We start from the raw sequence: 26,706 nt of genomic DNA on the forward strand, positions 1-26,706 counted from the left end.
CAACTTTAAACACTCATTACTCATTATTTAATATAAAACTCAGAGGATTTGGTTTTCTTTTTTCGATAGATGGGGTACTAAACAAATAAATAAGATAGAAAGGATGATGCCATTTTGGTAAGAAACCTACGAGTTACGATCAATGGAGTAGAAATGGAGGCAGCGGAAGGCCAGACGGTCCTGCAATTCCTGAACGACAGCTCTATTGAAGTTCCACAGGTGTGCTATCATCCCAGCCTTGGACCGATTGAAACGTGTGACACTTGTATCGTTGAAGTAAATGAGGAACTTGTCAGGTCCTGTTCAACGGTTTTAAAGGATGGGGATATCATCAGAACGACGAGCCCACTTGTGAAAAAATCACAGACAGCAGCGATGGACAAGATTCTTCACAACCATGAATTATATTGTACAGTTTGTGATTACAATAACGGCGGCTGCGAAATACATAACACCGTTAAGGAGATGCGCATCAACCATCAAAGTATTCCGTGGAAGCAGAAACCGTATCAGGAGGATATGTCGAATCCTTTCTACCGCTATGATCCTGATCAGTGTATCTTGTGTGGGCGCTGTGTGGAGGCCTGTCAAGATGTCCAAGTGACAGAAACGCTGAGAATCGATTGGGATAGAGAGCATCCACGGGTCATCTGGGATAATGATGTTCCAATTAACGAATCCTCCTGTGTATCGTGCGGCCATTGTTCGACTGTATGTCCGTGTAATGCGATGATGGAAAAAGGAATGCTCGGGGAGGCCGGTTATCTGACAGGCGTTGAAAAAGGAACACTCCGTTCGATGATTGAGTTAACCAAAGGAGTGGAGACAGGTTACGGGTCGATCCTTACCGTTTCCGATATGGAATCGGCGATGCGTGAGGCGAGAGTGAAACGAACCAAAACCGTCTGTACGTTCTGTGGTGTCGGCTGCAGTTTTGATGTTTGGACAAAAGGACGCCAGATTCTAAAGGTTGAACCAAACGTAGAGGCACCAGCGAATGGAATTTCGACTTGTGTGAAAGGAAAATTCGGCTGGGATTTTGTCAACAGTAAAGAACGATTAACGAAGCCACTGATCCGAGAAGGTGACAGCTTCCGTGAAGCGGAATGGGATGAGGCCCTTGATTTAATCGCAAAACGGTTCCTTGAGATTCGCAGCCAATATGGACCGCAATCGATGGGCTTCATTACTTCCTCAAAATGTACAAATGAAGAATCCTATTTAATGCAAAAATTGGCTCGACAGGTGATGAGTACAAACAATGTTGATAACTGTTCCCGATATTGTCAGACACCGGCAACGGTTGGACTGCACCGAACGGTTGGTTATGGCGGTGACGCTGGTTCCATTAAGGACATCGCCAAAGCAGGACTGGTAATCATTGTTGGTTCCAATACAGCGGAAGCACACCCTGTATTAGCTACAAGGGTCAAGCGTGCCCATAAACTACACGGGCAGAAATTAATTGTGGCAGACCTTCGTGAACACGAGATGGCAGCCCGGGCTGATCTATTCATTCACCCAAACGCGGGATCCGATTTGGTTTGGCTCTCTGCTGTGACCAAATACATGATTGATATGGGCTGGGCGGATGAAGAGTTTATCCAAAAGAATGTAAATGGTTTTGAGGAATACAGACAAAGCCTTTCGCCTTATACGTTAGGCTATGCTGAAGAGAACACGGGTCTTTCCAAAGAGACACTTATTCAGATTGCAGAAATGATTCGTGATGCAGATGGCACGGCTATTCTTTGGGCGATGGGTGTTACCCAACATCTAGGCGGCAGTGACACTAGTACAGCCATTTCTAACCTATTGCTAGTAACGGGTAACTTCGCACGGCCAGGTGCCGGAGCGTACCCGCTCCGGGGCCATAATAACGTTCAAGGTGCAGGCGACATGGGCAGCGCACCGGAAAACTTTCCAGGATATCAGCGAGTGGACGACCCAAAAGTGCTGGAAAAATTTGAACAGGCTTGGGGTGTCAAGCTTTCCTCGAAAGTAGGAATTAATAATCACGATATGATTGAAGGTATACATCAAGGTATGGTCAAGGCGATGTATGTAAAAGGAGAGGAAATGGGTTTAGTTGATTCAAACATCAACCATGTTCATAAGGCCTATGAAAAACTTGAATTTTTTGTCGTTCAGGATATCTTTTTCTCCCGGACTGCCCAGTATGCGGATGTCGTTCTGCCGGCAAGCCCAAGCCTTGAAAAGGAAGGAACGTTTACGAACACAGAACGCCGTATTCAAAGGCTGTATCAAGTCTTTGAACCGCTTGGTGACTCTAAGCCTGACTGGGAAATCATACAATTAGTGGCAAACCGGCTTGGTGCCAACTGGAATTATAAGCATCCAAGTGAAATTATGGAGGAAGCTGCGATGCTGATGCCGATTTATGCAGGTGTTACCTATGAAAGATTAGGAGGTTATAAGAGTTTGCAATGGCCGGTAAAACCGGATGGGACAGATACACCACTGCTTTACAGAGATGGGTTCCCTTTCGCGGATCGAAAAGCTCGGGCTTATCCTGTCCAATGGACAAAGCCGCTTGATTTTGAGGAGCAATATGATCTTCATTTGAACAATGGACGTTTATTAGAGCATTTTCATGAAGGGAATCTCACATACAAATCAAAAGGAATTTCAGATAAAACTCCAGAGGTTTTCCTTGAAGTATCACCGGAGCTAGCAGCAGAACGCGGCCTAAATGACGGAACATTTGTCCGTCTGACGTCACCGTTTGGTAATGTGAAGGTGAAATGTATTATCACTGCTCGGGTTAAGGGGAATGAAGTGTATTTGCCCATGAATGACTCAGGAGACGGAGCGGTCAACTACCTGACAAGCAGTGCAGCCGATAAGGATACCGACACCCCTGCTTACAAGGATACTCGTGTTAAAATGGAGATTTTACAGGAAGTGGGGATTAATCCTCTGCCAAGAATAAATTTCCGATACGGGAATCCACAGCCGCAAATGGGTGTCCAAGTCCAAAAGAAATGGGCCCGAAAGGATTATGTCTTCCCGGGTGATCTTGTGAAGGAAAGGGAGCGGTCGAATGGCTAAAGCGATCAGACAAATCGAGCGAATCGAGCTATCCGAAGAGGAGAAGCGTAAAAAGGATATACGGCAAATAGAGGATTCCCTATTAAAAAATAAGCAAGCGTTACTTGATACACTTGATTTGGTGCGTCACATGCACGATCAAGGGGTTATTCCTTTATTGAGCGGATTATTTGCTGAGGGCGACAAAGTGCTGCAAATCCTTATTAACAAGGCGGACTCGAAAGAAACAGCCAATACTTTAAAAAATCTGTTGTTGATGGTGGGTATTCTAGGAACATTAAATGTTAAACAGCTTGAACCCATTCTCCTTAAGTTAAATGCTGGAATCGCCAGAGTGTCAGAAAGCAAGGATGATGATGGCGAGATCGGTTACTTCGATATCGTCAGGTCATTAAAGGATCCTGAAATTAACCGATCGATTGCCTTTTTCTTTGAATTTTTGAAAGGAATGGGTAGCGAAACAAGCCATTTGGAACGGACAACCCAGCTGCCGGAGCATCAGGCACAACATGCCAATCCCGACCACCATCTGTAAAACTCTCATACCGTTCTTGGCTGAAGCTAAGCTGAGACCCGTTTATGTTTGATGGTGTCGATACCCATCTAGACCTTGTAGAGAAGGGTAAAAAAGCGAGGAGAGGAGGGAGACTGTGCTAAACGAAATCACCACTTGCCAACACATTGTTAAATATAATGGGTATACCTTTATCGAACAAGAGGATGACATCGCGGTGGAATCAGCATTAACCATTATTATTGATGGAGAAGAGTTTGCCACCATGGTGTGTTCGCCATCTGAGATCCAAGAATTGGTGGTGGGCTTCTTAGCCTCCGAGGGGATCATTCGCGTTTTTCAAGATATTCAATCGATTCAGGTAGATGAAGAAATGGGATTCGCGTACGTGGACCTCGTAAATAAAGAAACTCACTTAAAAGAGATCCATTCCAAGAGGTTCATTGGTTCCTGTTGCGGGAAAGGGCGTCAATTTTATTTCTATAATGATGTAAAGACAGCAAAGACCATATTGACCAAGTTGACCATTACACCACGCCAATGCCATGTCTTAATGAAGCAGCTGCAAGAAAGTTCAGCTCATTTTCAGAAAACGGGTGGTGTCCATAATGCCGCCTTATGTACAACGGACGGGATCGTTATAACAAGGACAGATATTGGCCGGCATAATGCACTAGATAAACTTTTTGGTTACTGCTTAATCCATGGAATTCCATTGAAGGATAAAATCATTGCTTTTAGCGGAAGAATTTCCTCAGAAGTCCTCCTCAAAGCAGCTAAGATTGGCGCGAGCATTATCCTATCAAAATCTGCACCTACTAATCTCGCATTAGATTTAGCAGAGGAGCTTGGAATTACGGCGATTGGTTTTATTAGGGGAGGGGGCTTTAATGTCTATACCCATCAGGACCGGATTCTGGGACTAGCCTAGCCATAGTCCTTCATCCAACCGAAATACAAAAAACCAGATATATAAACTAAAGGGAGAACACCTTTCGATTTCTCGTGAAGGTGTTCTCCCTTTCTCTATCTATATGAATTAAAATTCTATCTTAGATAACTTAGTAAAATTTGGTCCAATATTATTAAATAAATAGCATCTTGTCTCCAAAATGAACGGTAATGGAGCAGAAGAACCGTCCCCATGCTTCAGAAAATCCAGGATTATCCAATGATCTTCTTTTTTAAAAGAACTTTTCTAGATATAGCGATTATGATAAACTAACTAAGTCTATACTCACTTTTGATATAAATATAATAATATTTTTTGAATCCAAAACACCAAAGTAGTACTTAAATTTCTTTCTATATTAGATTTCATTTTTACAAGAGTTAACTCAATCTGGCTTATACATATAGTAAAGACCAATCAATTGGTCCATTATTTTTTGAATTTTTAAATTTTTCCCATCTTCATTTTTTTGTCCGTTAATACTATAATGTTCTTTCATTATTCATTTTATTAAATAAACTATATCCAAATCAAAATACATTTATAGAAACCAGGAGAATGAAGTCTATATGAAATTTAGAACAAAGCTTTATGGTGGGTTAGTCCTTATCTTACTTTGTAACATTATTTTTCTAGTCATTTTATTTAAGATGATCAATCAACAGACCGTTACGATGAATTCACTAGTTTCAGAGTTAGACGAGAGGAAGTTGATGGCTTCCACGATAGAGTTCGAGGTAGGGAACATGGGCAGAGAACTTAGTGAGATTGCCTCCATTCCACCTGATCCTGTTTTAACTCAAGTTATGAACGAATGGGAGCAATCAAGGGTAAATATGCGGTCTTCGATTGAAAAGCTTGGAAAGATGGATAACCGTAAAGAAACACAGGCCTTAATTTCTAAATTTAATACGCTCTTCAAAACATATGAAGAAGTCGGAAACCAGATTATTATTTTACAAAAAACCGATAGAAACGCTGATTTCGACAAGCTCATTTGGGGAGATATCAAACGCGATCGGGCTCGGCTCTATCAGATTACAGATTTGTTATATACCCTGCAGGAACAGGAAATGAAAGATCAACTCCTTCGGACAAGGCAAGCCTATAACCTTGAGTTACGTATGATTTATATCGTTGTTGCCATTGGTTTTCTAATCGGCCTATTTGTTGCCATTTGGATCATTAGGGGGTTAACCAAAAATTTGCAGCGGGTTTCTTCCGTCATGAGCGATGTTGCTCTTTATCATGGTACAGAGTTTCCACGAATTGGGGTAACGACGAAAGACGAAATTGGGAAGATCTCCCGTGCCTATAATCGAATGGCTCAAGCATTGGAAGAAAAAGCGGTACAGGAAAAAGCATTAATTGAAAAAGCCGAGGAACACAGCTGGCTTAAATCAAAAGTGGCTCAGATGACTTCCATGTATACTGCTGTCGAGGATTTTAAGGCTTTGTCCCGCTTATTTATCCAAAATATCACACCTATGGTAGATGCCCACTATGGAGTTTTTTATATTAAAGAATGCAACAACGGTGAACAACGTCTGGTAAATATGGCTTCTTATGCCTTTAAACATGATCCGGTTACATCAAGAAGCTTCCATCTCGGTGAGGGCCTTGTAGGACAAGTTGCGGCGGAAAAGAAACCGATGATGCTTTCGGAAGTTCCCGACAATTATGTAAAAATTGCTTCTGGAATTGGAGAAGCAGCGCCCAAACATCTAATGATTCTACCTGCTGAATTTGAAGGGGAGGTCTTGGCTGTTCTTGAGGTTGCTTCCTTTAAACCATTTAATGCCGTTCAACAAGCCCTTCTCCAGGAAGTCATGGCTCATATCGGCATAACCATCAACAGTATCGGAAATCGAATGCAGGTCAAAAAATTATTACAAGATTCTCAAGCATTGACAGAAGAGCTGCAAGCCCAATCAGAAGAGCTTCAACAGCAGCAAGAGGAACTAAGAATCATGAACGAGGAGCTCGAGGTACAGTATCAAAATTCTGAGCATAAAAAACAGGAATTGGAGAAATTCAGTAATGCCCTTGAAGAGAAAGCACAGGAACTTGCTCTTACCTCCCAATATAAATCCGAATTTCTTGCGAATATGTCGCATGAGCTTCGTACCCCTTTGAACAGTTTATTAATTCTTGCTCAAATGCTAATAGAAAAAAAGAATGAAAATTTAACCGAAAAACAATTGGAATACATCCAAACCATTTATTCATCTGGAAATGATTTGCTTCATTTGATTAATGAAATTTTAGATTTAGCAAAAGTTGAGGCTGGAAAAATGGAGGTTATTCACGGGGAAGTAGCTTTGGAGAAAATTACTACCTTTGCAGAAAGATATTTTTCGCCTCTAGCTCGTCAAAAAAATTTGGAGTTTAGTATTTTCTTAGATGATGATTTACCGGAAAGCATCTACACCGATGAGCATCGACTCAATCAAATTTTGAGAAACCTCTTATCCAATGCATTTAAATTCACCGAAAAAGGGTGTATTTCCTTCCTTATCAAGAAGGTTGGTCCAAATGAATTAGACAAGCACGATTTTGCTGGGCAGAATGAACCAATGATCAGTTTTACCATTGCTGATACCGGAATTGGTATTTCAAAGGATAAGCAGCAATTAATTTTTAATGCGTTTATGCAAGCGGATGGTACGACTAGCCGGAAATATGGGGGGACAGGCTTAGGTTTATCGATTAGCCGTGAGTTTGCCCACTTGCTTGGGGGCTGTATAGATTTAAGAAGTGAAGAAGGGGCTGGAAGTTCCTTCACTCTTTACTTGCCTATTCATCATTTGAACGAAAATGAAAATCAAATTCCATACCTTTTGGAAACGGCGGCTGCACTTCAAGAAGAGGAAAGCCATTCCTTTACCGGGAGTGAGTTTCAATCGGATGGACACGTAATTGACGAAGATACACTGGAATACTCGTTAATGAATGGGAAGAAAATTTTAATTGTAGATGATGATATGCGAAATATTTATGCCTTATCCTCTGCTCTTGAGGAATATGAAATCGAGGTTCTATTTGCAGAAAACGGCAGAGAAGGGATCGACGTGTTACAAGAAAATCCAGATATTGACCTCATATTAATGGACATAATGATGCCGGAAATGGATGGATTTGAGGCCATGCGCAACATTCGTACGAAACCGGAATTTCGGGAATTACCAATTATTGCTTTAACAGCCAAGGCGATGAAACATAACCGTGAAGAATGTATCCAGGCTGGTGCGTCTGATTACATTAGCAAACCGATTGATTTAGATCAGCTTTATTCACTGATACAGGTTTGGCTATATAGATAGGTGGGGATAACCATTACCAATATCGATCAACTGCAGAAAATAGAGATTGAGTTATTACTAGAAGCGATTTATCGTCATTATGGATATGATTTTCGGAACTATGCCGCTCCCTTCATTCAAAGAAGAGCTTTGAATCGAATGACTGCTGAAAAGCTAAGGACTGTATCCGGATTACAGGAAAAGGTTTTACATGACCCCCTTGTGATGGATAGGCTGTTTTATGATTTTTCTATTAATGTAACAGAAATGTTTCGAGATCCTTCTTTTTTTAAGGTTCTTCGAGAGAAGGTCATCCCGATTGTAAGAGAATATCCTGCGATCCGAATCTGGCATGTCGGCTGTGGTTCTGGAGAAGAAGTTTATTCGATGGCTATTTTGTTGCACGAAGAAGGCGTATTGGAAAAAACCAAGATTTATGCTACTGATATCAATCAAGTCAATTTAGAAAAAGCGAAACAAGGTTCTTTTCCCTTAGAAAAAATGAAGCTTTATACAACCAACTACATTCAATCTGGGGGAGAGAAGGCTTTTTCAGAGTATTATTCGGTAAAAAATGAACAAGCGGCGTTTCATTCCTTCTTGAAAAAGAATATTGACTTTTTTCAGCACAATTTGGTTACCGATCAATCATTTAACGAATTTCATATCATTATTTGCCGCAATGTGATGATTTATTTTAATAAAGAATTACAAAATCATGTTCATCGCTTATTTTACGAAAGTCTATTTTATTCGGGTTTTTTAGGGCTTGGAAAAAGAGAGGAGATACGTTTTACCGATTATGCAAAATACTATGAAGTACTCCATTCAGCAGAAAGACTTTACCGAAAAAACAAATAAACCGGACACGGAAATGATAAATATTTTAATGGTGGACGATCTTAAGGAAAATTTAATTGCATTGGAAGCTGTTCTCTCTTCACCTAGCTACCGTTTAGTTACGGCTAGGTCGGGAGAAGAAGCGTTAAAATGCATTTTAAAACAAGATTTTGCAGTCATTTTGTTGGATGTTCAAATGCCTGGACTCAATGGCTTTGAAACGGCAAAGCTTATTAAAGCCAGAAAAAAGTCAAAGAATATACCGATTATCTTTATAACCGCCATCAGTCAAGATATGGAACATGTTCTCCATGGTTATTCTGTTGGTGCCATTGATTACATATTTAAACCATTTAATCCAGAGACATTAAAACAAAAAGTAGAACAGTTTGTTAAAATCTATAAAAGTCATACGGAAAGTTTAAAACATACTGAGTGGAAAAATTCGATTGAACTTGAGGAAGTTAACCATAAATTGAATCGTACAACCGTTGATTTATATAAAACGGAGACTCTAGCAAAGGTGTTGGGGGAAACATTGATGGACACGATTGTCACCTTTGATGAATCTGGGGTGATTTTATCCATCAATCCGATGGTACGGAAAATGTTTGGTTATAACAAAGAGGAATTAATTGGGAAGCATGTAGCCGCTATTCTCCCTGTGGTAAAGCAAGAGGGAGATCGGATGGCTGTATTATCCATGCATGCACTTACCAATTCTACAGTAGGGAAAATAATGGAAGGTGTTGCCTTACGGAAAGATAAAAATCGATTTCCTGTCGATATTCAAATTGGAAAAGCAACCATCGAAAACACTCCTCTTTTTGTTTGCACGATTCGTGATGTGACAGAACGGAAAGAAATAGAGAAAATAAAAAACCACCAATTCAATCTTCTAAAAAAAGTAGTGGAAGAGCGTACGTTAGATTTGTTGTCTACGAATGAGAAGCTTAAAGCGGAAATTCAGGTGCGAAAAAAGATAGCGGATGACCTATCTTTTTCCCATGAACGATTTAAGAAAATATTTGAAGCTAGTCCTTGCTTAATGGCGATTCGTTCCATAAGGAATGGAAGATTTATTGATGTTAACAAAGCATGGCTCCATTATACAGGTTATGATTATGCAACAGTAAAGAATCAAGTTTTTGACTGGGCCCTTTTTACGTGTGTGGATGGGAATAAAGTCGATTTAGTTGATCCCGAATGGAATAAAACTTTGAGCAATCTAAAAGTGACATACCAATCTAAAAACGGGGAAAGGCGTTCCGGATTGTTATCCACGGAAGTCATTGAAATACAAGACGAAGCATGCGTTCTCATCGTGGTAAATGATATTACTGAAAGAGAGAACTTAGAAAAAGAAATGTTACGTTTAGATCGATTAAATCTCATTGGCGAAATGGCGGCTGGAATTGCGCATGAAATCCGAAACCCCATGACGACTGTACATGGATTTTTGCAAATGTGGAAAAGTAACAACCAACCGCTGGCACCTGAATTCATTGATATAATGCTGGATGAACTAAACAGAGCAAATAGCATCATTAAAGAGTTTTTAACACTGGCAAAAAATAAAGCAAGTAATAAAACAAAACAATCTTTAAGTAGAATCATAGAAGCGATCCTTCCCTTAATCAATGCAGAAGCAGCCCTTGCAGGGAAAAGTGTCCAGTATCAATCGGAGCCATGTCCTGAACTTTTCTTAGATGAAAAAGAAATTCGGCAGCTTTTCTTGAATCTTGCCTTAAATGGACTTGAGGCGATGGATATGGGCGGGACTCTTATCGTTAGCACCTACAGTGAAGAAGAAGAGGTTATTTTAGAGGTGAAGGATAGTGGAATAGGAATTAATCCAGACAATCTAGACAAAATTGGCACTCCATTTTTTACGACAAAAGACCAGGGGACGGGAATGGGGCTAGCTGTTTGTTATAGTATCGCCGACCGTCATCAGGCAAAAATCAAGGTTCAGACAGGGCATGAAGGAACAAGTTTTTCTATTTGTTTTAATCGTTTTTTAGATGAAAGTCTATACTTGAATGGTGAGAAACAGTGAAGAAAAAGAGTTTGATCCTAGTTGTTTCTACCGTTTTTATCTGTGGTTTATTGGGTTATTTTTACAAAGCATTAGCGGCAGAAAAGCCGACCGTTGCTGTGGTGTTGAAAGATACAAAGTCGGAGTATTGGTCGATCATTGTCTCAGGAATTGAAAAGGGAATGACCAATTTTGGAGTGAAGGGAAAAATTTATGCTCCCACTCAAAATAATGAAGATCAACTCACCATTTTGTATAGGGTATTAAAGGAAAAACCGGACGCACTCATATTCTCTCCGACAAATCCTTCAGAATCTGTACCAGTATTAGAGGAATTTAAAAAGAAACATATTCCGGTCCTGCTCGTGGATACGGGGGTCGATTGGGCTGGTCAAACTTCCTTTATTGGAACCGATAACCCTTCATTAGGTGAAAAAGCCGGAGAGGTATTATCTTCGATGCTGCAGCCGGGATACAAGGTCGCCCTTATTGGCAAGATTTCAAAAGATAACGTAAGTGAGGACCGGATCCAAGGGGCAAAAGATGCTTTGCATACAGTGGGAATTGACACGGTCGAAGGGTATATACTCGTAGATGATGACGATGCCAAGGTTAAGCCAGTCATCGATGAATTAATGAAGAGTAATTCTGATATCAAAGGCGTTTTTGCCTCTGATGATGGGATGGCGTTAGAAGTCATCAAGTATCTTAACCAAAAAGGATTAAACCTTCCAGTCGTAGGCGCAGATGGAATTATCGAAATGCTGAAATATGTTGAAAAAGGAACGTTGAAAGGCTCAGTTGCGCAGAATCCATATGATATGGGCTATATCAGTGTGGAAAATGCCTTAAAAGCGATAAAAGGGCAGCGAGTAGAAAAAAGTATTAACAGTGACGTCGATATTATTACATCTGATAATGCTAAAAGCAAAATAGAGTTTTTAGAGGGATTAAAAAACTAGAAGGTTAAACCAGTAATCCTATCACATTGAAAAAAGCCAAATAGTCCTCACTCTCATTCAGAGTGGGGACTATTTGGCGTACAATTCTTCATAACTTTTAGAATTGAAAAAGATGGAATGGATAACTTAAGCAAGTACAGGTTATAAAATTTTGGAGTGGATATAATGAAACATCCAACATTTGAAGATATTAAAAACGCAAGAGAAACACTAAGGGACATTTCAATTAATTACTGGTTCCAGGATGACCTATTTACTTGGAGGTGGTGGTTGTTGCTGGTTGCAGCCATTATTCCGTGGCTTATTTGGATCAAGTTTCATGATCAGAAAAGAACATTCGAAATCATGTGTTATGGGCTAATTTGGGCAATGTTAGCATCTATTACAGATGTTATTGGGGCAGACTTGATCTTATGGGGATATCCACACAAGTTGTTACCAATGGTGCCTCCTTTACTTCCAGCTGATATTACAGTCATTCCCATTTCTTTTATGTTTATTTATCAATACGCAAAAACTTTAAAAACATACTTGTTGCTCTCCTTAATACTATCTGCAATCTTCGGGTATATCATAGAATTCCTATTTATAAAAATCGGGATGTTTGCTTTACATAAGTGGACACATACCTACTCATTTATTGGTTTTTTTATACTATCTTTAGTGGTATATACATTAATAAAAAAACTTACGCCTAAAGTATAAAACAAACGAATAGTAAAAGTAAAAAGCTAAGCCACTAACCAGCTCGGGTCTGTAGTGGCTTAGCTTTTCTTTTCCTCTTCCCATTATTTTTATTTTAAATTGTGAGAGGAAATTATCAGTACCTTTAGACATTAAGTTAAAATGTTTGTATCTGTCATGATTTTAGTGATAATTTTAAATAGGCTTAAATTTGCCATTGCGTATGGAAACTTTCTGTCAGAAGATGAATTCTGTTTCTTGATGTTTAGGGAAGAGTGTACAATAAATGTCTAAATTATAATGTCTTAATTTATTTCAATAAGAAAACCTTTAGAAAGGATGAGGTGTAATGAACAAATTTACGAGTCTAATCATTGGCCTATTATTGGTTTTTATGGCAGGATGCAGTTCAAATAACTTTGATCTAAAGCTAACTACACCCAAATCATTTACACCAGGCCAATTAACTCCTATTCAATTAAAAGTCTTAGACCTTGAGGGTAAACCCGTAAAAGGTGCTAAGGTTAGTGCAAAATTGGACATGCAAGGGATGAGTCATGGAGATACTTCATTGAAGTTGCAGGAAACAGGAAATGGCGTGTATGCTGGGAAAGCTAACCTTGAGATGGAAGGGGATTATACTGCAACCATTCAAATAGATTACAACGGAGAAAAATCGCTGAGAGAAAAAAGATTTTCGATTGTTTACAAGAAGGCACAATAAGTATTAGAAAGTGCATTTTATTAAATATAATGCAGGGGGACGGAGCAGAAGAACCGTCCCCCTGTTTTTTCAAGCAAAAAGCTCGAAAATTGAAAACGTTACCATCGATTTTAATTGTTTACCCGTGAGCAAGGTTCAGGTTATAATAAGGTTTATTAATTTAGGATATCGAAATATTTTTAGAAAGGCGATGGACATTGATTAAACCTAGTGGAAAAAAACGAATACAGCTGGCTATACTCTTAGGATCACTTGGACTATTAGGACCTTTTACAATCGATACGTATTTACCGTCTTTTCCAACGATTGTAAATGATTTTGGTACTACAGCTTCACTTGTGCAAATTAGTTTAACATCCTGTTTATTAGGATTGGGATTAGGGCAATTGTTTATTGGTCCTTTGAGTGATGTCAAAGGCCGCCGACAACCCTTGCTGATCTTTATCACCTTGTACTTACTTGCTTCTATAACATGCGCGTTGGCGCCTAATATCTATTTCCTTATCATCGCTCGATTAGTCCAAGGCTTTGCTGCTGCTGGCGGACTTGTCATTTCAAGAGCAATTGTTCGAGATCTTTTTAGTGGAAGGGAACTGACCAAGTTCTTTACGATGATGGTGTTAGTGGGGAACCTCGGACCGATCGTTGCACCGATTGCTGGAGGGGGAATTCTTGCTTTTACCAATTGGCATGGGGTTTTTATTGCGTTGGCTATAGTAGGTGCAGTGTTGCTCATTACTGTTGCTTTAAAATTAGAAGAAACTCTGCCGACAGAAAAACGTGTTCCAAGCAATTTACCACAAATCATGAACAACTTTGGTTCTTTATTCAAAGATCGGACGTTCATGGGGTACGCACTAACGCAAGGTTTTACTGTTGCAGGTATCTTTGCCTATGTATCTGGGATTCCGTTTGTCTATCAAAATATTTACCATGTCACACCGCAGCAATTTAGTTTATTATTCGGGACAAATGGAGTAGCATTAATTATTGGAAGTCAGTTAGTCGGCCGCTTGGCTGACATCATATCGGAGCGGACCTTCTTAAAGATTGGGTTAGCCATCTCAACCATAGCGGGTGCATGGTTACTCGTTGCTTTGTTATTAAAAGCACCGCTTTTCGCCGTCGCGATCCCGATCTTCTTTTTTGTAGGTTCCATCAGTATTATTGGAACCACGTCTTTTGCTTTAGCCATTGAAACCCAAGGACATATTGCAGGCAGTGCCTCTGCCTTATTAGGGTTATTGCCATTTGTACTAGGCTCATTAACGGCTCCACTGGTGGGAATAGCAGGGGCGTATACAGGCGTTCCTATGGGGGTCATCATCTTTTGCTCAAGTTTTCTTGCTTTCCTATCCTATTTTGTATTGGTTCGGAAATCTTCGCTTGGGATACAAATTTCAAATGATCAGTGTTCTGTAAAGAAACCCAGTATCTAAAAATATAAATTTAAAGGAGAACACATTTCGATAACCACCGAATGTGTTCTCCTTTATTTATCTACTATTAATCTTAATAAGAACATATAGTTTAGGATTTTTCCTTTCAATATATTTTTATCTAAGGTTAATCCGTATATCTAACACCTTTTAAGATCATATTGACCTTTAATTTAGTATCTTGGACAATATTTTTTCGGAATTCTTTTGCCTTTTTGAAAGCATCCATCATTCCTGATGCTAAAATCTTAATTTCTCTAGTACCGACGGTTTCTTCTAGTAGAAAAATATATTCTTTCATGCTGTTTCACCTCTCAAGTTGTAATTTTAATATAATTATATACGAATTTGAAAGCGATTACCACCATTATTTGTGAACGTTTTCAAACAATTAATAGGATAAGGTAGAACGAATTACTGGTAGGTATGTGATATGGTGACGAAGCAGAAGAACCGTCCCCATGCTTCCCATGCTTTGCTGAAATGTCGCTTTCAAAGCGACCAATATCTTTGAAATGAGTGTTATCCTTTGTTTATCAAAGGACGGGGGAGTATGATCATGAAAAAAGATCTAACTGAATTAGTGTTTATTTTGGATAAAAGCGGCTCTATGGTAGGGCTTGAGGCAGATACCATAGGCGGTTTTAATGCTATACTGAAGAAACAGCAAAAAGCGGAAGGAGAAGCCCTTGTAACAACCGTATTGTTCGATCATCGATACGAATTGTTACATGACCGAATTAATGTAAAGGGTATCTTTCCTCTTACTGAAAAAGATTATGAAGTAGGAGGTACTACTGCATTATTAGATGCGATTGGATTTACCATTCAAAAAATCGTAAATGTACAAAAAAGAACGAGTGAGGAAGAACGGGCAGAAAAAGTATTATTCGTAATGACAACAGATGGAATGGAAAATGCTAGCAAGGAATTTACAGCGGACAAAATTAAAAATATGGTTCAACACCAAAAAAAGAAATATGAGTGGGATTTTCTGTTCCTTGGAGCCAGTATTGATGCGAGCTCAACCGCTGCACGTTTTGGAATCGGTGAAGACCACGCTGTCGATTACCATGCCGAAGAAATCGGAACGGAATTAAATTATGAAGCGGTAAATGAAGCTGTTAGCAGCCTGCGAAGTGGCAAAAAGATTAACCGAAACTGGAAAAAGGAATTGAGAGAGATTACAATCAGCGTTTGAGGAATAAATAAATTTATTAAGCTGGATACTGTATCTTTTTTTCGAAAAACTGATGGGTATTGGAGGAATCTAGTATCTGTTAAAAATACAAGGTCAAGAGTTGATACTCCTGACCTTATTGTTACTTTATCATTAAACAAAAACGTATGCCCCTGGGTGTCATGATTTAATTTCTAAATTCATTTAATCTTTCATACGTTTCAAGTAAGAAATGATAAAACAATTCTTCAGTTGGGAGTAATTTGCGTTGTGTCGGATAGATGACACCGACTGTTCGTGTGAGATTCGCATCATTTAGGGGAATCACGACGGTAGACCGCGGTGTATTATCGATCAAGGTTGTCTCTGGCATCAATGCAACCCCTAATCCTGAAGAGACTAACCCTTTTAATGCATCAATATCTTTTCCTTCAAATGCGATTTGTGGTGAAAAACCTGCATCCTTACAAGCTTGAACAACTTGTTCTCGAAATTTAAACCCTTCAGGCAGGACACAGAATGGGTCATCCTTTAAGTCCCGTAATCGAATCGATTTCTGATCAGCTAATGGATGATGAAAAGGGATGAGGGCCACAATAGTTTCTATGAAAAGGGTCGATCCTTTAATTTTTTTCTCTTTATCCTGGTTGACCATGGGGGCAACCAGGGCCAAATTAAATTCCCCATTTACCACACCATCTATTAAATCATGATAAAGACCATTGTTCATCTGAAATTTAGCTTCTGGGTACCGAAGACGAAATGCATAGATGATGGAGGGCATTGTATGAGCCGCCATGCTAATAGGAAATGCAATCCGAACAGTCCCTTTTTCAGGATCTAAATATTCTTCTACTTCTCGCTTAGCGTCCTCCATCATATTCCACACTTGTTTCATCCGTTCATAAAAAATTCTGCCAAGAGGGGTTAATTTGACTCTTCTTCCCTCACGTATAAAAAGCGCTACCCCTAATTCTTCTTCTAAATTAAAAATTTGTCTGCTCACGGAAGATTGGGCAACATGCAAGGCATCTGCTGCTTCTGTTACATGTTCTCTTTTTGCGACTTCTAGGAAATATTGAATTTGCCTCGTCTCCATCTATTTATCACTCCAATTAATGCGTTTAATGCATTGATTTCATCTAAAATGAATATTGAAACTATCAATTATAAAATTATAAAATGAAAACACATCAAAGAAAAGAAATTTTCTCAACTTTAAAACAATTAGGGGCTGAATGACATGAAAGTGCTGGAAGAAGTAGAAATGAATCAAATGCAAATCGTGAAAAATCACGTTAATCGTTTATTTGAACAGGTTCAAATGCGTAACCCGAATGAGTGGGAATTCCTGCAGGCGGTTAAAGAAGTCCTTGATTCTCTAGTACCTGTCCTTGTGAAAAATCCAATATATATAAAACAAGCCGTTCTAGAAAGAATCATCGAACCAGAGCGATTGATTTCCTTCAGAGTTCCATGGGTGGATGATAACGGGAATATAAAAGTGAATCGTGGATATCGTGTCCAGTTTAATAGTGCTATCGGACCCTATAAGGGGGGACTACGATTTCACCCTTCAGTTAACACAAGTATTATCAAATTTCTCGGGTTTGAGCAAATTTTTAAAAACTCCTTAACAGGTCAGCCAATTGGCGGTGGAAAAGGCGGATCTGATTTTGATCCAAAAGGTAAATCTGATATGGAAATTATGCGTTTTTGTCAGAGTTTTATGACTGAACTTAGCAGACATATCGGGCCAGACATCGATGTTCCCGCTGGTGATATAGGAGTAGGTGCTAGAGAAATCGGTTATATGTTCGGGCAATATAAAAAATTAAAAGGCGCTTATGAAGCAGGTGTTCTAACGGGAAAAGGGATCGGGTATGGAGGAAGCTTAATCCGGAAAGAAGCGACAGGATATGGTTTAGTATACTTTGTAGATGAAATGCTGAAAGCTCAGGGATTAAGGATGAATGGAAGCACTGTTGTGGTATCTGGTTCGGGTAATGTTTCGATTTATGCGATGGAAAAAGCCATCCAGTTTGGTGCAAAAGTGGTAGCATGCAGTGATTCAAGTGGCTATGTATATGATCCAAATGGAATTAACCTAGATACAGTGAAACGATTAAAAGAAGTAGAGAATAAAAGAATGTTTGAATATGTCAAAGAACATCCAGATGCAATCTATCAAGAAGGCTGTTCTGGCATCTGGGCGATCCCATGTGATATTGCATTACCATGTGCAACCCAAAATGAGATTAATAAGGAAGCGGCAGAAATGTTAGTTTCGAATGGGGTAAAGGCAGTGGGCGAAGGGGCAAATATGCCATCTACTCAAGAAGCTATCGATTCTTTTATGGATCATCATGTTTTATTTGCTCCTGCCAAAGCAGCAAATGCAGGCGGGGTTGCCGTCTCTGCTTTAGAAATGGCGCAAAATAGTGCACGTCTGGCTTGGACACAAGAAGAAGTAGATAGGAAATTACGAGATATTATGAAAGATATCTTTAGTAAGAGTATGAAAGCATCAGAAGATTATGATGCTCCTGGGAATCTTGTAGTCGGTGCTAACATTGCTGGATTCTTAAAAGTAGCAGATGCTATGATTGCACAGGGAGTTATTTAATTATTGTATCCATCTGTTTTTCTATAATTTATGTTACAGTCTACACCAACCGGAGAAAGCGTTAAAGTTCGGGGCCACTTTTAGTGGCTCTTTTTGTTATTCAAGTCACGATGCAGGTTAGTTATTCTTGAAAAACTACCATGTCTTGAAGAAAAAAAGAAAAAATACAAAAGTCGACAAATGAACATCATTTTAAAGTATAATATGGAATAATTAGTAATATAAGGTCCTTTCTTAAAGCATTGTATTTGTATGGAACTGTCATAAACATACAGACTATTATGATTGCCCTTATATTGCAGCTTTCAGATAAAGATCAGAATATGAAAGGTTACGAAGATGAGTTTATTAAAGGATTTTTTGCTGCAACTAACGTTAATGGTAATACCGATATTTATTTATTTTACTTTTATTACGGAGAGGGTAAAGCGTAGTGAAAATAGAACCCTAATAATGTCCATATTGTGGGGAATATCCATTATATTTTGCATGTCCTTTCCGGTGAATTTTGGTCAAAATGCTCGTTTGGAACTAAGAATTATTCCTCTCTTATTCGGAACCCTGTACGGCGGATTTTGGCCAGGAATCATCCTATCAGCTCTTATCATCCTTTATCGACTTTACTTTGGAATAAGTATAGGATTCTATAATACTGTTCTTGTCTTAGTGTTCTCACTGCCTGTCATCTTGTTTTTTCAAAGATCGTTTGCAAGTTCGAAAAAAGATAAAAGGGTTAAAATTGCCGTTAGTCTTGCCTTTTATTACTGTGCTATTGGCCTTACTTTTTCTGGTTTTCTAAGAGGTTTTTCTGTCGATCATTTGAAAGTACAGATCATTCATCTTTTCTTTGTAGTGGTCGTAACTTATTTCTTGACTATGTTAAATGAAACAATCGGGGAGATCCATAAACTGCGATTAGAGATGCAAAAATCGGAGAAATTACGGGTGATAAGTGAGTTAACAAGTGTTTTCGCTCATGAAATTAGAAATCCGATGCAAGTAACTCGTGGCTTTTTGCAACTTTTGAACGAACCTGATTTGTCTAAGGAAAAGAAAGAATATATCCAAATATCCATTGAAGAATTAGATCGTGCCAATGAAATTATTAGTGATTTTTTATCTTTTGGAAAACCCACAATTGATAGTAATGAAAGAATCAATGTAAGTTATCAATTGCATCGTGTAGTTAATATTATTAAAGGTTACTCCCTGAACCATAGTGTTGAGATTAAAACGGATATTCTTGAGAACTGTTGGATTTATGGGAACCCTCAAAAATTAAATCAGTCTTTGATTAATATGTTGAAAAATGCGATAGAGTCAATGCAGAATGGTGGAATTGTTTGGGTAACCTGTACTTCAACGGATGATGGATATATAAAGATTACCATTAAAGACCAAGGAATTGGTATGACAAAAAAGCAAATTGAAAGGCTTGGATCTCCGTTTTATTCTTTAAAGGAAAATGGGACAGGACTTGGAATGATGGTGAGCTTTCAAATAGTCCATTCTTTCAAAGGTAAAATACAAGTGAACAGTGAAACGGATAAGGGGACTGAGTTTATTATTCTGTTACCCCAGATAGCCTAAAGTTTAACCCAATAAAATTGAAAGAGCCACTTAAGGCTCTTTTTTTAAATACAAATAGATAATAGTTAAGCTGGTTGCTTTTCATTTCTAGTTGATCGTGCTTCCTTTTTCTTTGATTTAGATCTCTTTGATTTAGACACTCTAAAGAAAAGTATCAATCCGGCATTAAACATTAGAGTCCATACAAGTGCGAATTGATTACCACTAAAATATATTCCTAAAATAGGAATCAACAGTAATACGATGCTTTTCAGATAATAATTTACTTTAGGATTAATGACCATTAAAGCTGAAATTATAACAAGCACCGAAGTTATCATGTTATTTCCAAAAAAGGAATGATTAGGATAATTCACATAAAAGTAATACCCAAATGATCCTAAAATGGCAAATATGGAAAGATAAAATCTCATAAATGAACTTTTATAAAACAGAATCCAAACGGCAATAAAATTAATTCCTGCACATATTCCAACTACAAATAATGTATGCGTAAAATTACTAATAGGATCTTTCATAAAGTTCAAAATGAATTTGAAGTTGAAACAAACAGCTCCGACTATAAAAATCTTAAAGACTAGTTTTACCCAGAACATCTCCACTTTCTTTTTCTTTTTAGACGAACGGAATCTGGTTGGCGTGTATACTTCCGCTTCGTTCTCTTCATCGGCTTTTTTCTTATTTCTTTCCAAAAACCATTGTTTAAATCCTCTTTCTTCTTGTTCCTTCTCTGCGTCTTGACTAGTAGAGGAATCTCTTTCTTTATATTCTTCATCATAATCTTTTTCTACTTGTTGGTCTGCCTCTGAATTAAGCAACAATCCGTATTCACCTCAAATATTTTTTTATCATTATATCTTATTTCAATATAAATAGTGATTTTTAAGCAACTTTTAATACAACATTTCCTGTAGACATTAATGGAAAACGCTTCTAAAAACTAAATAAAATTTGTGTGGTGCATGTCCATTCCTCACACGATCTTTTTGCATAATATGATTCTATAACATAAATTGTAAAAGAGGTGTTTTTTTGGGAGACAAAAAAAAGTCAACTTCGCATAACCCTTCAGACTGCTGTTTTGAACCATTTATTAGCTCCAACCCGATTACTTCATTTAATCCCGTTTCACACTATCCTACTATTGATAAAACATCATTTATTAGTCAGTTTTCCAGTGTAATAGGTGATGTTACCATTAGAAATAATGTTTATGTTGCTCCAAATGTCAGTATACGTGCTGATGAAGGAACCCCTTTTTATATCGGTTCTAATACGAATCTCCAAGACGGAGTCATATTACATGGTTTATTAAATAGAAGAGTTTTGGCTGGTGATAAAAGCTATTCGATATATATTGGTAATGAAGTGAGCATTGCTCATCGAGCCCTTGTCCATGGTCCTTGTTTTATTGGGGACAAGGTATTTGTTGGCTTTAATGCTATTGTTTACAATGCCATTGTGGGGAAAGGCTCATTTATTTCCTATAATGCAGTCGTTACAAATGGTGTTCGAATCGCACCGAATCGATTCGTACCACCAGGAGCCCAAATTGATACTCAAGCAAAAGCGGATGCACTTTCGCCAGTTCCAAATGATAGTAAAGAATTTGCATTTGAAGTTCAAAGAGTCAACCAAGAATTCCCTGCATCTTATCACCTTTTATTTGGGAAAAATCGCTGTTCCTGTGGATTGGCTCATAACTAACAGTAAAGAATGAAATATATGCTGGATTTAACAATTTATATCACTCTAAAATGAATTGGGAAGCTGCAAAAAATGCAGCTTCTATTACTTAAAACGTAAATGGTTGGACCCCAATATAATTTAGAATAACCTTTAAAGTAATCCAAGTTTTAGGATAGTACCATAACCCATAATTTATGTACTTTAAGAGAATATAGATCCTTAATTAACTTTTTTAAACGGTGGAATAGTGTATGTCCTGTCTAATATTTCTTTCTCGCCATTATAGAAACGCATCATTAGATAGAAATCACCCTCAGAAGCTGGTAACCAATTAGATTCATGTCCCACAGGAGCCTCATGTTGAATATAAATATCTAATGATCCATCCGCATTAAATTTTAAACCTTCTGTTAAGCTACCAATTTTATATCTATTAATAGGATTTTCTACAAAGAAATGATCCATTCCATAAAGTGTGATGGACCAAAATTCCCTAACCTTAGGTAACTCTTCGTTATTAAAATGAATTACATATTTATTTTGACCATTTAATTGAGTTTTTGATCTATCACCATAAGTAACAGCATATGTAGCTTCTTCTTTTGGTAAACCACCTAAGACTGCATTTGTAATAACCGCTCTAGTGAATTAATCATGCCCATAATTACCGATATTGTCAGGGGCATATGTCCAATATTTGGATCTCATTGTATTTGTTATGGCAGCAAGTGCATCTTCGAATGCACGCTTTATTTGTTTTTCATATCGTTTATTTATTCCACTTGGATTATTAAATCCTAATCTTGTAAATTGGTCTTGTAATACTTTTTCATCATTGGGTGCTGGATATTTCTTTATTAATTTATTGTATACATTAATAAATTGAGTCGGTGTTAACTTTTCAATTGAATTCATTGTTAAAAACATATTTCTTGGTTCTTAAATAATTGGGTTATGACCATTTAATGTTTTTAAATTAAACTTTTTATTTAATTGATATACGATATTCTGATTCTCTCCTGGATAAACAGTCGTTCTAATTAGTAACCAAACAATACTAGTGGGTGCTTTAATTACATTAATACCACTTGGAGTTTTCTCCTTCCAATTCGGACCGATAACTAAAAATTTATTGGGTTTTGTTCCGGTTGTTCTTTTTCCTACTGTTGCAAAAACATTATGCCACATATCAATAAACGAAGCAGAATAATACCTTCCATTTGTATCAGGTGTATTGAATATTAATGGACCATTTGATAAATCAAGAAAGGTATAATTATAAAGTGTATCTTGATTTGGTGCCACAACCATTCGATCTTTTGCTGTTAATAGGCTCTCTTGAGGAACAAAACGATTCATTTGTATAGTTTTCTTATCACCTTCAGAATATGATATCAGTTGTCTGGTCCTTTCTAATATAAGTAAAGGATATGCATAGGTATAGGCTGTCAAAGCTTGGCTATAGACGTAATTATCATAAGAATTAACTACGGATTCAGATATTGGTGAAGTTTCGGCTTTTGCAGATTCCAATGTGATATTTTTTGATTTTATAGGCATTGTAACTAAGAGATAAGTAACAATTAAGAATATTATCTTGTTTCGAATCATTTAAAAGCTCCTCTCTAAACAATAATTAATCTAAGGAGATAAAAATAAATAGTAATCATTCTTAAGAACACTAGAAGTTGCTACAAAAGCTTCGATTGTGGGCAGGACTAATTGTGCTTCAATTGCAGACTGCCCTACTAGGGCTTTCTACACTGCGAGCGTTCCATTCGGTTGTATCAGCTGAGAGGAACGTACTAATTCCATCCATTATGATCAGGGTTTTACCATTCAGTAACTCAACTGAAGCAAGATTTATATCTTCCACTCGTGTAAACTTTTTTGCTTGAATAACAAGCTAATTCCATGAAGGAAAGCAGTTCGTCATCAGTTTGGAAACTTGGTAGGTTATATGTTACTAAGGGTTCTATTAAATATTGCTGAATAGCACTAGAATCGACGATTTGGTCGATGAACAAAATCGCAGCCTTTTTATCTAGACCTGGCATAGTAATGTCCCTAATTTGAATATCAGAGCTCTTTCCCAATAACGTCCATAACGCTTTTATATTGTTACCGAGAACACTTGAATTCTGATCGTTAACGGTCATTATTATCACCTAAGTTTAATTGAAATTGATAATTTATTATCCCTGGAAGGGTAAAAAAATATGCGTTGGTTGAATCTCTAAAACTAAAGGGTCAGTTTATTTAGCAATATCGACCAAAAGAGATGGTCTTTTGTTAATAGAAGTGGAATATTTAGTAAAGATAGGGTTTTCCTTTACAGGTATTGAATAAGTAGTTATATTTTTTTTAGGTGGGTGTTATGATGATTCAACACGAATATAAATGGGTTCGACAGACCAGAGGGACTCTGTTGGATTTTTGTAGGAAATTAGATCCCAATCATTTTACTCATAAAAATGGTTTCGCTTGGCAAAGTGTAAGAGACACATTGGTTCATATAGCAGATTGCTATGTTGCATGGCTTAGCTCATTTGTTTTATTGAAGACAAAAAAACCACTTACACCTAGAGAAGAACTACATAATATCAGTTTAGAAGAAATAATCGCTCGATTTGAACAAGTGGATTTAATAGTCAATGAATTACTTGAACTACATGGAAATCAATTAAACGTTCTGATTGAGAGAGAAATTCCTTGGAGGGAAGCACCAGAACTAGTGTCTATTACACCGGGTAAGTTGTTAATGCATACCATTACTCACGAGTTTCATCATAAGGGACAAATAGTAGCCATGCTTCGTCAGATGGGTTATGAGCCCCCAAATACAGATGTTTTAGGAACAGAAGATTAATTTATGTAAGAAGTATTATCGGCGATGATTAAAAGACATCGCCATTTTCTTTGTGTAAGTCACTGTACATAGAAAATACTACCTACAAAGGAAGGTAGTATTTAAAGATATAACAAACGGACAGGTTAAATTAAGATGAAACCTTTCTTGTTGTCCTAATCCGAATTATTTTTTGAATCTGAATGGTACGGTTGAGACAATCACATTTTTCTGATAAATGAGATAAAGTCGTAATAATAAACTTGATTGATTATGCAAAATATCATGCCATCTTTTCTTCGTAATGAATTGAGGAATCAGTACAGTTAGTGTGTATTTTTCTTCATTTGCTTTATCTTCTACAATTTCGATAAAGCGCGCAATCGGTCTTAGTAAACTTCTGTAAGATGTATACAACGTCACAAGGCGGATATCCGGTTGCCATTCCTTCCAATTTTCCTCCATTTGTTTTTCGCTCTCTCGGTCAAAAGCCACGTAAACAGCAATAACAGAGTCACCGATTAACTTAGCATAGTTTAATGAATTTTCAACAACCTTTGTAATGCCAGCTACCGGAACAATGACGATATTACCCTCTAACGGAAGAGCCTCATCACCCGCTTTAATCATTAACTGCTCACCAACGGCATCATAATGTTTTTTAATCCGGTGGCAAACAAATACGATAATCGGTAAAAATATGAGCACATACCAGACTTGAGAAAATTTTGTGATAAAGAAAATGACGACAACGGTAAGGGTAATCAAGGCACCAATTAGATTAATCATCATTTTAAATAGCCAACCAGAAGGTCTATCTTTTATCCATTTCACAATCATACCTGTCTGAGACAGTGTAAAAGGGATGAATACACCCACTGCGTACAATGGAATAAGCTGTTCCGTTTGCCCTCTAAAGATGATAATCAACAATATGGATGCCACACTAAGAGTAATGATTCCATTTGAATAGCCAAGTCTATCCCCTCGATTTAGAAACATTCTCGGTATATACTTGTCTGTTGCGAAGTTAACTGCTAACAGAGGAAAAGCAGAAAATCCAGTGTTTGCAGCAAGTACCAGAATAAGAGCAGTAGTTCCCTGAACAAAGTAATACATTAAATTTCTTCCAAATATCTCTGCAGCCATTTGGGAAACAACCGTTTCTTCCGCTTTAGGGGAGATTCCCAGCCAATAAGCTAAAAACATCGTTCCAGTGAAGAGAATTGCTAAAATAAAGCCCATAATCATCAATGTATGGACAGCGTTTTTAGCTTCAGGTTCTTTAAAATTCGGCACGGCATTCGAAACAGCTTCTACTCCTGTAAGAGCTGAGCAGCCCGATGAAAATGCACGCAATAATAAAAATAAACTGATACCGTGAACGGCTGCCCCAATTGGTGCATGTAAATTAGAAGCAATCTGCCCGCTTACAATTTGCCATATTCCCACTCCAATAAGAAGGACTAAGGCCAATACAAATAAATAGACGGGATAAGCGAGGACTGAAGCTGATTCCGTAATACCTCTGAGATTCAAAATGGTGATCAAAATAACTAACAAAGAGGCAATACCGACATTAAAAGGGTGTAATTGAGGGAATGCGGATGTAATCGCATCGGTGCCAGCTGAAACACTTACGGCTACTGTTAGAATATAATCAACTAATAACGAGCCGCCTGCTACTAATCCAGCGTTTTTCCCCAAGTTACTTTTCGAGACAACATAGGCACCACCGCCATGAGGATAAGCATAAATAATTTGGCGATATGACAAAATTAGTGCAGTTAAAAGGATTAGAACACCAATACCAATCGGAACCGAATACCAAAAGGCAATCATACCTAAAGTGGATAACACAATGAGAATTTGTTCTGGACCATATGCCACGGAAGAAAGGGCATCAGATGACAGAATGGCAAGTGCTTTTAATTTACCTAATCTTTGTTCACCTAATTCACTCGTTTTAAGCGGTTTCCCAATTAAGGCTCGTTTAAACATAGAATAACGCATACAGGTTACCTCCATATGATTAGAAGCATTGAACTTAGAATCCATTCATTAAATAAATGTGTTATGCGTTTATACTACCCGTTATTATCTTTTGAAAATCATTGATGATATATAAATAAGTAAGTTAAAAAAACACAAAATAGAACTTTATGTAGGTAGTTTATTAAGAAGATTTAATTTCATCTTTGTTCGTCCATGTTTCTATCTGATACTCCTGCTAAGTTGAGCATAAA

24 protein-coding genes are annotated in these 26,706 nt (G+C 37.7%); 15 read left to right on the forward strand and 9 right to left on the reverse strand.

Going from position 1 to position 26,706, the window contains the following annotated elements:
• Nucleotides 1-153: 153 nt before the first annotated feature.
• The 10 genes from fdhF (at nucleotide 154) to AAHB15_RS17220 (ending at nucleotide 14,527) form a co-directional block, all read left to right on the forward strand.
• Nucleotides 154-3,072, forward strand: coding sequence for a formate dehydrogenase subunit alpha (gene fdhF / locus AAHB15_RS17175; RefSeq protein ID WP_342042926.1), 2,919 nt, complete (start codon nucleotides 154-156; stop codon nucleotides 3,070-3,072).
• Nucleotides 3,065-3,607 carry a DUF1641 domain-containing protein gene (locus AAHB15_RS17180; protein WP_342042896.1) on the forward strand — a complete coding sequence of 181 codons (543 nt, stop codon included), beginning with the start codon at nucleotides 3,065-3,067 and terminating at the stop codon, nucleotides 3,605-3,607. Before fdhF ends, AAHB15_RS17180 begins: the two co-directional genes overlap by 8 nt.
• A 115-nt stretch (nucleotides 3,608-3,722) precedes the next feature.
• Nucleotides 3,723-4,517, forward strand: coding sequence for a formate dehydrogenase accessory sulfurtransferase FdhD (fdhD, locus tag AAHB15_RS17185; RefSeq protein WP_335571850.1), 795 nt, complete (start codon nucleotides 3,723-3,725; stop codon nucleotides 4,515-4,517).
• Between the two features lie 590 nt (nucleotides 4,518-5,107).
• Nucleotides 5,108-7,861 carry a response regulator gene (locus AAHB15_RS17190; RefSeq protein WP_342042897.1) on the forward strand — a complete coding sequence of 918 codons (2,754 nt, stop codon included), beginning with the start codon at nucleotides 5,108-5,110 and terminating at the stop codon, nucleotides 7,859-7,861.
• The gene (locus AAHB15_RS17195) at nucleotides 7,862-8,701 is read left to right on the forward strand and encodes a CheR family methyltransferase (RefSeq protein WP_342042898.1); all 840 of its coding nucleotides are present in this window, start codon (nucleotides 7,862-7,864) and stop codon (nucleotides 8,699-8,701) included.
• Complete coding sequence (locus tag AAHB15_RS17200) at nucleotides 8,643-10,739, forward strand: PAS domain S-box protein (protein WP_342042899.1); 2,097 nt, start codon at nucleotides 8,643-8,645, stop codon at nucleotides 10,737-10,739. The genes AAHB15_RS17195 and AAHB15_RS17200 overlap by 59 nt, the downstream gene beginning before the upstream one ends.
• Nucleotides 10,736-11,680 carry a sugar ABC transporter substrate-binding protein gene (locus AAHB15_RS17205; RefSeq protein WP_342042900.1) on the forward strand — a complete coding sequence of 315 codons (945 nt, stop codon included), beginning with the start codon at nucleotides 10,736-10,738 and terminating at the stop codon, nucleotides 11,678-11,680. The genes AAHB15_RS17200 and AAHB15_RS17205 overlap by 4 nt, the downstream gene beginning before the upstream one ends.
• Before the next feature lie 165 nt (nucleotides 11,681-11,845).
• Nucleotides 11,846-12,385, forward strand: a complete 540-nt coding sequence (locus AAHB15_RS17210) for a CBO0543 family protein (RefSeq protein ID WP_342042901.1) — start codon at nucleotides 11,846-11,848, stop codon at nucleotides 12,383-12,385.
• A 328-nt stretch (nucleotides 12,386-12,713) separates the two neighbouring features.
• Nucleotides 12,714-13,088 (forward strand): FixH family protein, encoded by a 375-nt coding sequence (locus AAHB15_RS17215; protein ID WP_342042902.1) that lies wholly within the window; start codon nucleotides 12,714-12,716, stop codon nucleotides 13,086-13,088.
• Nucleotides 13,089-13,288: 200 nt separating this feature from the next.
• Nucleotides 13,289-14,527 carry a Bcr/CflA family multidrug efflux MFS transporter gene (locus AAHB15_RS17220; protein ID WP_446715878.1) on the forward strand — a complete coding sequence of 413 codons (1,239 nt, stop codon included), beginning with the start codon at nucleotides 13,289-13,291 and terminating at the stop codon, nucleotides 14,525-14,527.
• Nucleotides 14,528-14,654: 127 nt separating this feature from the next.
• On the opposite strand, the gene AAHB15_RS17225 is transcribed toward AAHB15_RS17220, so the two are convergent.
• On the reverse strand, nucleotides 14,655-14,828 hold the full coding sequence (locus tag AAHB15_RS17225) for a hypothetical protein (RefSeq protein WP_335573550.1): 174 nt from the start codon (nucleotides 14,826-14,828) through the stop codon (nucleotides 14,655-14,657).
• A 258-nt stretch (nucleotides 14,829-15,086) separates the two neighbouring features.
• Between AAHB15_RS17225 and AAHB15_RS17230 the strand changes: the two genes are divergently transcribed.
• A complete protein-coding gene (locus AAHB15_RS17230; RefSeq protein ID WP_342042904.1) occupies nucleotides 15,087-15,728 on the forward strand; it encodes a vWA domain-containing protein in 642 nt (213 codons plus the stop codon).
• A 166-nt stretch (nucleotides 15,729-15,894) separates the two neighbouring features.
• Here AAHB15_RS17230 and AAHB15_RS17235 read toward each other — a convergent pair whose 3' ends face one another.
• A complete protein-coding gene (locus tag AAHB15_RS17235) occupies nucleotides 15,895-16,806 on the reverse strand; it encodes a LysR family transcriptional regulator (protein ID WP_342042905.1) in 912 nt (303 codons plus the stop codon).
• A gap of 144 nt (nucleotides 16,807-16,950) precedes the next feature.
• Between AAHB15_RS17235 and gdhA the strand changes: the two genes are divergently transcribed.
• Nucleotides 16,951-18,333 (forward strand): NADP-specific glutamate dehydrogenase, encoded by a 1,383-nt coding sequence (gene gdhA / locus AAHB15_RS17240; RefSeq protein ID WP_342042906.1) that lies wholly within the window; start codon nucleotides 16,951-16,953, stop codon nucleotides 18,331-18,333.
• 378 nt (nucleotides 18,334-18,711) lie between these two features.
• A complete protein-coding gene (locus tag AAHB15_RS17245; RefSeq protein ID WP_342042927.1) occupies nucleotides 18,712-19,923 on the forward strand; it encodes an ATP-binding protein in 1,212 nt (403 codons plus the stop codon).
• Between the two features lie 65 nt (nucleotides 19,924-19,988).
• Here the strand turns inward: AAHB15_RS17245 and AAHB15_RS17250 are convergent, their stop codons facing one another.
• A complete protein-coding gene (locus AAHB15_RS17250) occupies nucleotides 19,989-20,744 on the reverse strand; it encodes a hypothetical protein (RefSeq protein WP_335573545.1) in 756 nt (251 codons plus the stop codon).
• A gap of 211 nt (nucleotides 20,745-20,955) precedes the next feature.
• Between AAHB15_RS17250 and AAHB15_RS17255 the strand changes: the two genes are divergently transcribed.
• Nucleotides 20,956-21,630 carry a carbonate dehydratase gene (locus tag AAHB15_RS17255; protein ID WP_335573544.1) on the forward strand — a complete coding sequence of 225 codons (675 nt, stop codon included), beginning with the start codon at nucleotides 20,956-20,958 and terminating at the stop codon, nucleotides 21,628-21,630.
• 201 nt (nucleotides 21,631-21,831) lie between these two features.
• Here AAHB15_RS17255 and AAHB15_RS30235 read toward each other — a convergent pair whose 3' ends face one another.
• The 5 genes from AAHB15_RS30235 to AAHB15_RS30245 form a co-directional block, all read right to left on the reverse strand.
• Nucleotides 21,832-22,245 carry a DUF1214 domain-containing protein gene (locus tag AAHB15_RS30235; RefSeq protein ID WP_446715879.1) on the reverse strand — a complete coding sequence of 138 codons (414 nt, stop codon included), beginning with the start codon at nucleotides 22,243-22,245 and terminating at the stop codon, nucleotides 21,832-21,834.
• Between the two features lie 15 nt (nucleotides 22,246-22,260).
• Nucleotides 22,261-22,527, reverse strand: a complete 267-nt coding sequence (locus tag AAHB15_RS17260) for a hypothetical protein (protein WP_335573543.1) — start codon at nucleotides 22,525-22,527, stop codon at nucleotides 22,261-22,263.
• Between the two features lie 24 nt (nucleotides 22,528-22,551).
• Nucleotides 22,552-23,223, reverse strand: a complete 672-nt coding sequence (locus AAHB15_RS17265) for a DUF1254 domain-containing protein (protein ID WP_342042907.1) — start codon at nucleotides 23,221-23,223, stop codon at nucleotides 22,552-22,554.
• A 118-nt stretch (nucleotides 23,224-23,341) separates the two neighbouring features.
• Entirely contained in the window at nucleotides 23,342-23,512 is a 171-nt protein-coding gene (locus AAHB15_RS30240) for a spore germination protein (RefSeq protein WP_420491175.1), read from the reverse strand.
• The gene (locus tag AAHB15_RS30245; protein ID WP_446715877.1) at nucleotides 23,460-23,771 is read right to left on the reverse strand and encodes a spore germination protein; all 312 of its coding nucleotides are present in this window, start codon (nucleotides 23,769-23,771) and stop codon (nucleotides 23,460-23,462) included. The genes AAHB15_RS30240 and AAHB15_RS30245 overlap by 53 nt, the downstream gene beginning before the upstream one ends.
• Nucleotides 23,772-23,989: 218 nt before the next feature.
• Here AAHB15_RS30245 and AAHB15_RS17270 point away from each other — a divergent pair, with 218 nt between their 5' ends.
• Entirely contained in the window at nucleotides 23,990-24,481 is a 492-nt protein-coding gene (locus AAHB15_RS17270) for a DinB family protein (RefSeq protein ID WP_335573541.1), read from the forward strand.
• A 165-nt stretch (nucleotides 24,482-24,646) separates the two neighbouring features.
• Here the strand turns inward: AAHB15_RS17270 and AAHB15_RS17275 are convergent, their stop codons facing one another.
• Complete coding sequence (locus AAHB15_RS17275) at nucleotides 24,647-26,473, reverse strand: APC family permease (RefSeq protein ID WP_342042908.1); 1,827 nt, start codon at nucleotides 26,471-26,473, stop codon at nucleotides 24,647-24,649.
• Nucleotides 26,474-26,706 lie beyond the last annotated feature (233 nt).

This window comes from Bacillus sp. OTU2372 (assembly GCF_038440275.1).
GTDB classification, from domain to species: Bacteria; Bacillota; Bacilli; order Bacillales; family Cytobacillaceae; genus Neobacillus; species Neobacillus bataviensis_B.

Bases quoted from the DNA above. Each gene is read 5' to 3' on its own strand.
- AAHB15_RS17260 (WP_335573543.1), bottom strand. From the start codon at position 22,527: ATGAATTCAATTGAAAAGTTAACACCGACTCAATTTATTAATGTATAC.
- AAHB15_RS17265 (WP_342042907.1), bottom strand. From the start codon at position 23,223: ATGATTCGAAACAAGATAATATTCTTAATTGTTACTTATCTCTTAGTT.
- AAHB15_RS17245 (WP_342042927.1), top strand. From the start codon at position 18,712: ATGGTAATACCGATATTTATTTATTTTACTTTTATTACGGAGAGGGTA.
- AAHB15_RS17200 (WP_342042899.1), top strand. From the start codon at position 8,643: ATGCAAAATACTATGAAGTACTCCATTCAGCAGAAAGACTTTACCGAA.
- fdhF (WP_342042926.1), top strand. From the start codon at position 154: ATGGAGGCAGCGGAAGGCCAGACGGTCCTGCAATTCCTGAACGACAGC.
- AAHB15_RS17235 (WP_342042905.1), bottom strand. From the start codon at position 16,806: ATGGAGACGAGGCAAATTCAATATTTCCTAGAAGTCGCAAAAAGAGAA.
- gdhA (WP_342042906.1), top strand. From the start codon at position 16,951: ATGAAAGTGCTGGAAGAAGTAGAAATGAATCAAATGCAAATCGTGAAA.
- AAHB15_RS17225 (WP_335573550.1), bottom strand. From the start codon at position 14,828: ATGAAAGAATATATTTTTCTACTAGAAGAAACCGTCGGTACTAGAGAA.
- AAHB15_RS17180 (WP_342042896.1), top strand. From the start codon at position 3,065: ATGGCTAAAGCGATCAGACAAATCGAGCGAATCGAGCTATCCGAAGAG.
- AAHB15_RS30245 (WP_446715877.1), bottom strand. From the start codon at position 23,771: ATGACCGTTAACGATCAGAATTCAAGTGTTCTCGGTAACAATATAAAA.
- AAHB15_RS17210 (WP_342042901.1), top strand. From the start codon at position 11,846: ATGAAACATCCAACATTTGAAGATATTAAAAACGCAAGAGAAACACTA.
- AAHB15_RS17230 (WP_342042904.1), top strand. From the start codon at position 15,087: ATGAAAAAAGATCTAACTGAATTAGTGTTTATTTTGGATAAAAGCGGC.
- AAHB15_RS17270 (WP_335573541.1), top strand. From the start codon at position 23,990: ATGATGATTCAACACGAATATAAATGGGTTCGACAGACCAGAGGGACT.
- AAHB15_RS17215 (WP_342042902.1), top strand. From the start codon at position 12,714: ATGAACAAATTTACGAGTCTAATCATTGGCCTATTATTGGTTTTTATG.
- AAHB15_RS17275 (WP_342042908.1), bottom strand. From the start codon at position 26,473: ATGCGTTATTCTATGTTTAAACGAGCCTTAATTGGGAAACCGCTTAAA.
- AAHB15_RS17190 (WP_342042897.1), top strand. From the start codon at position 5,108: ATGAAATTTAGAACAAAGCTTTATGGTGGGTTAGTCCTTATCTTACTT.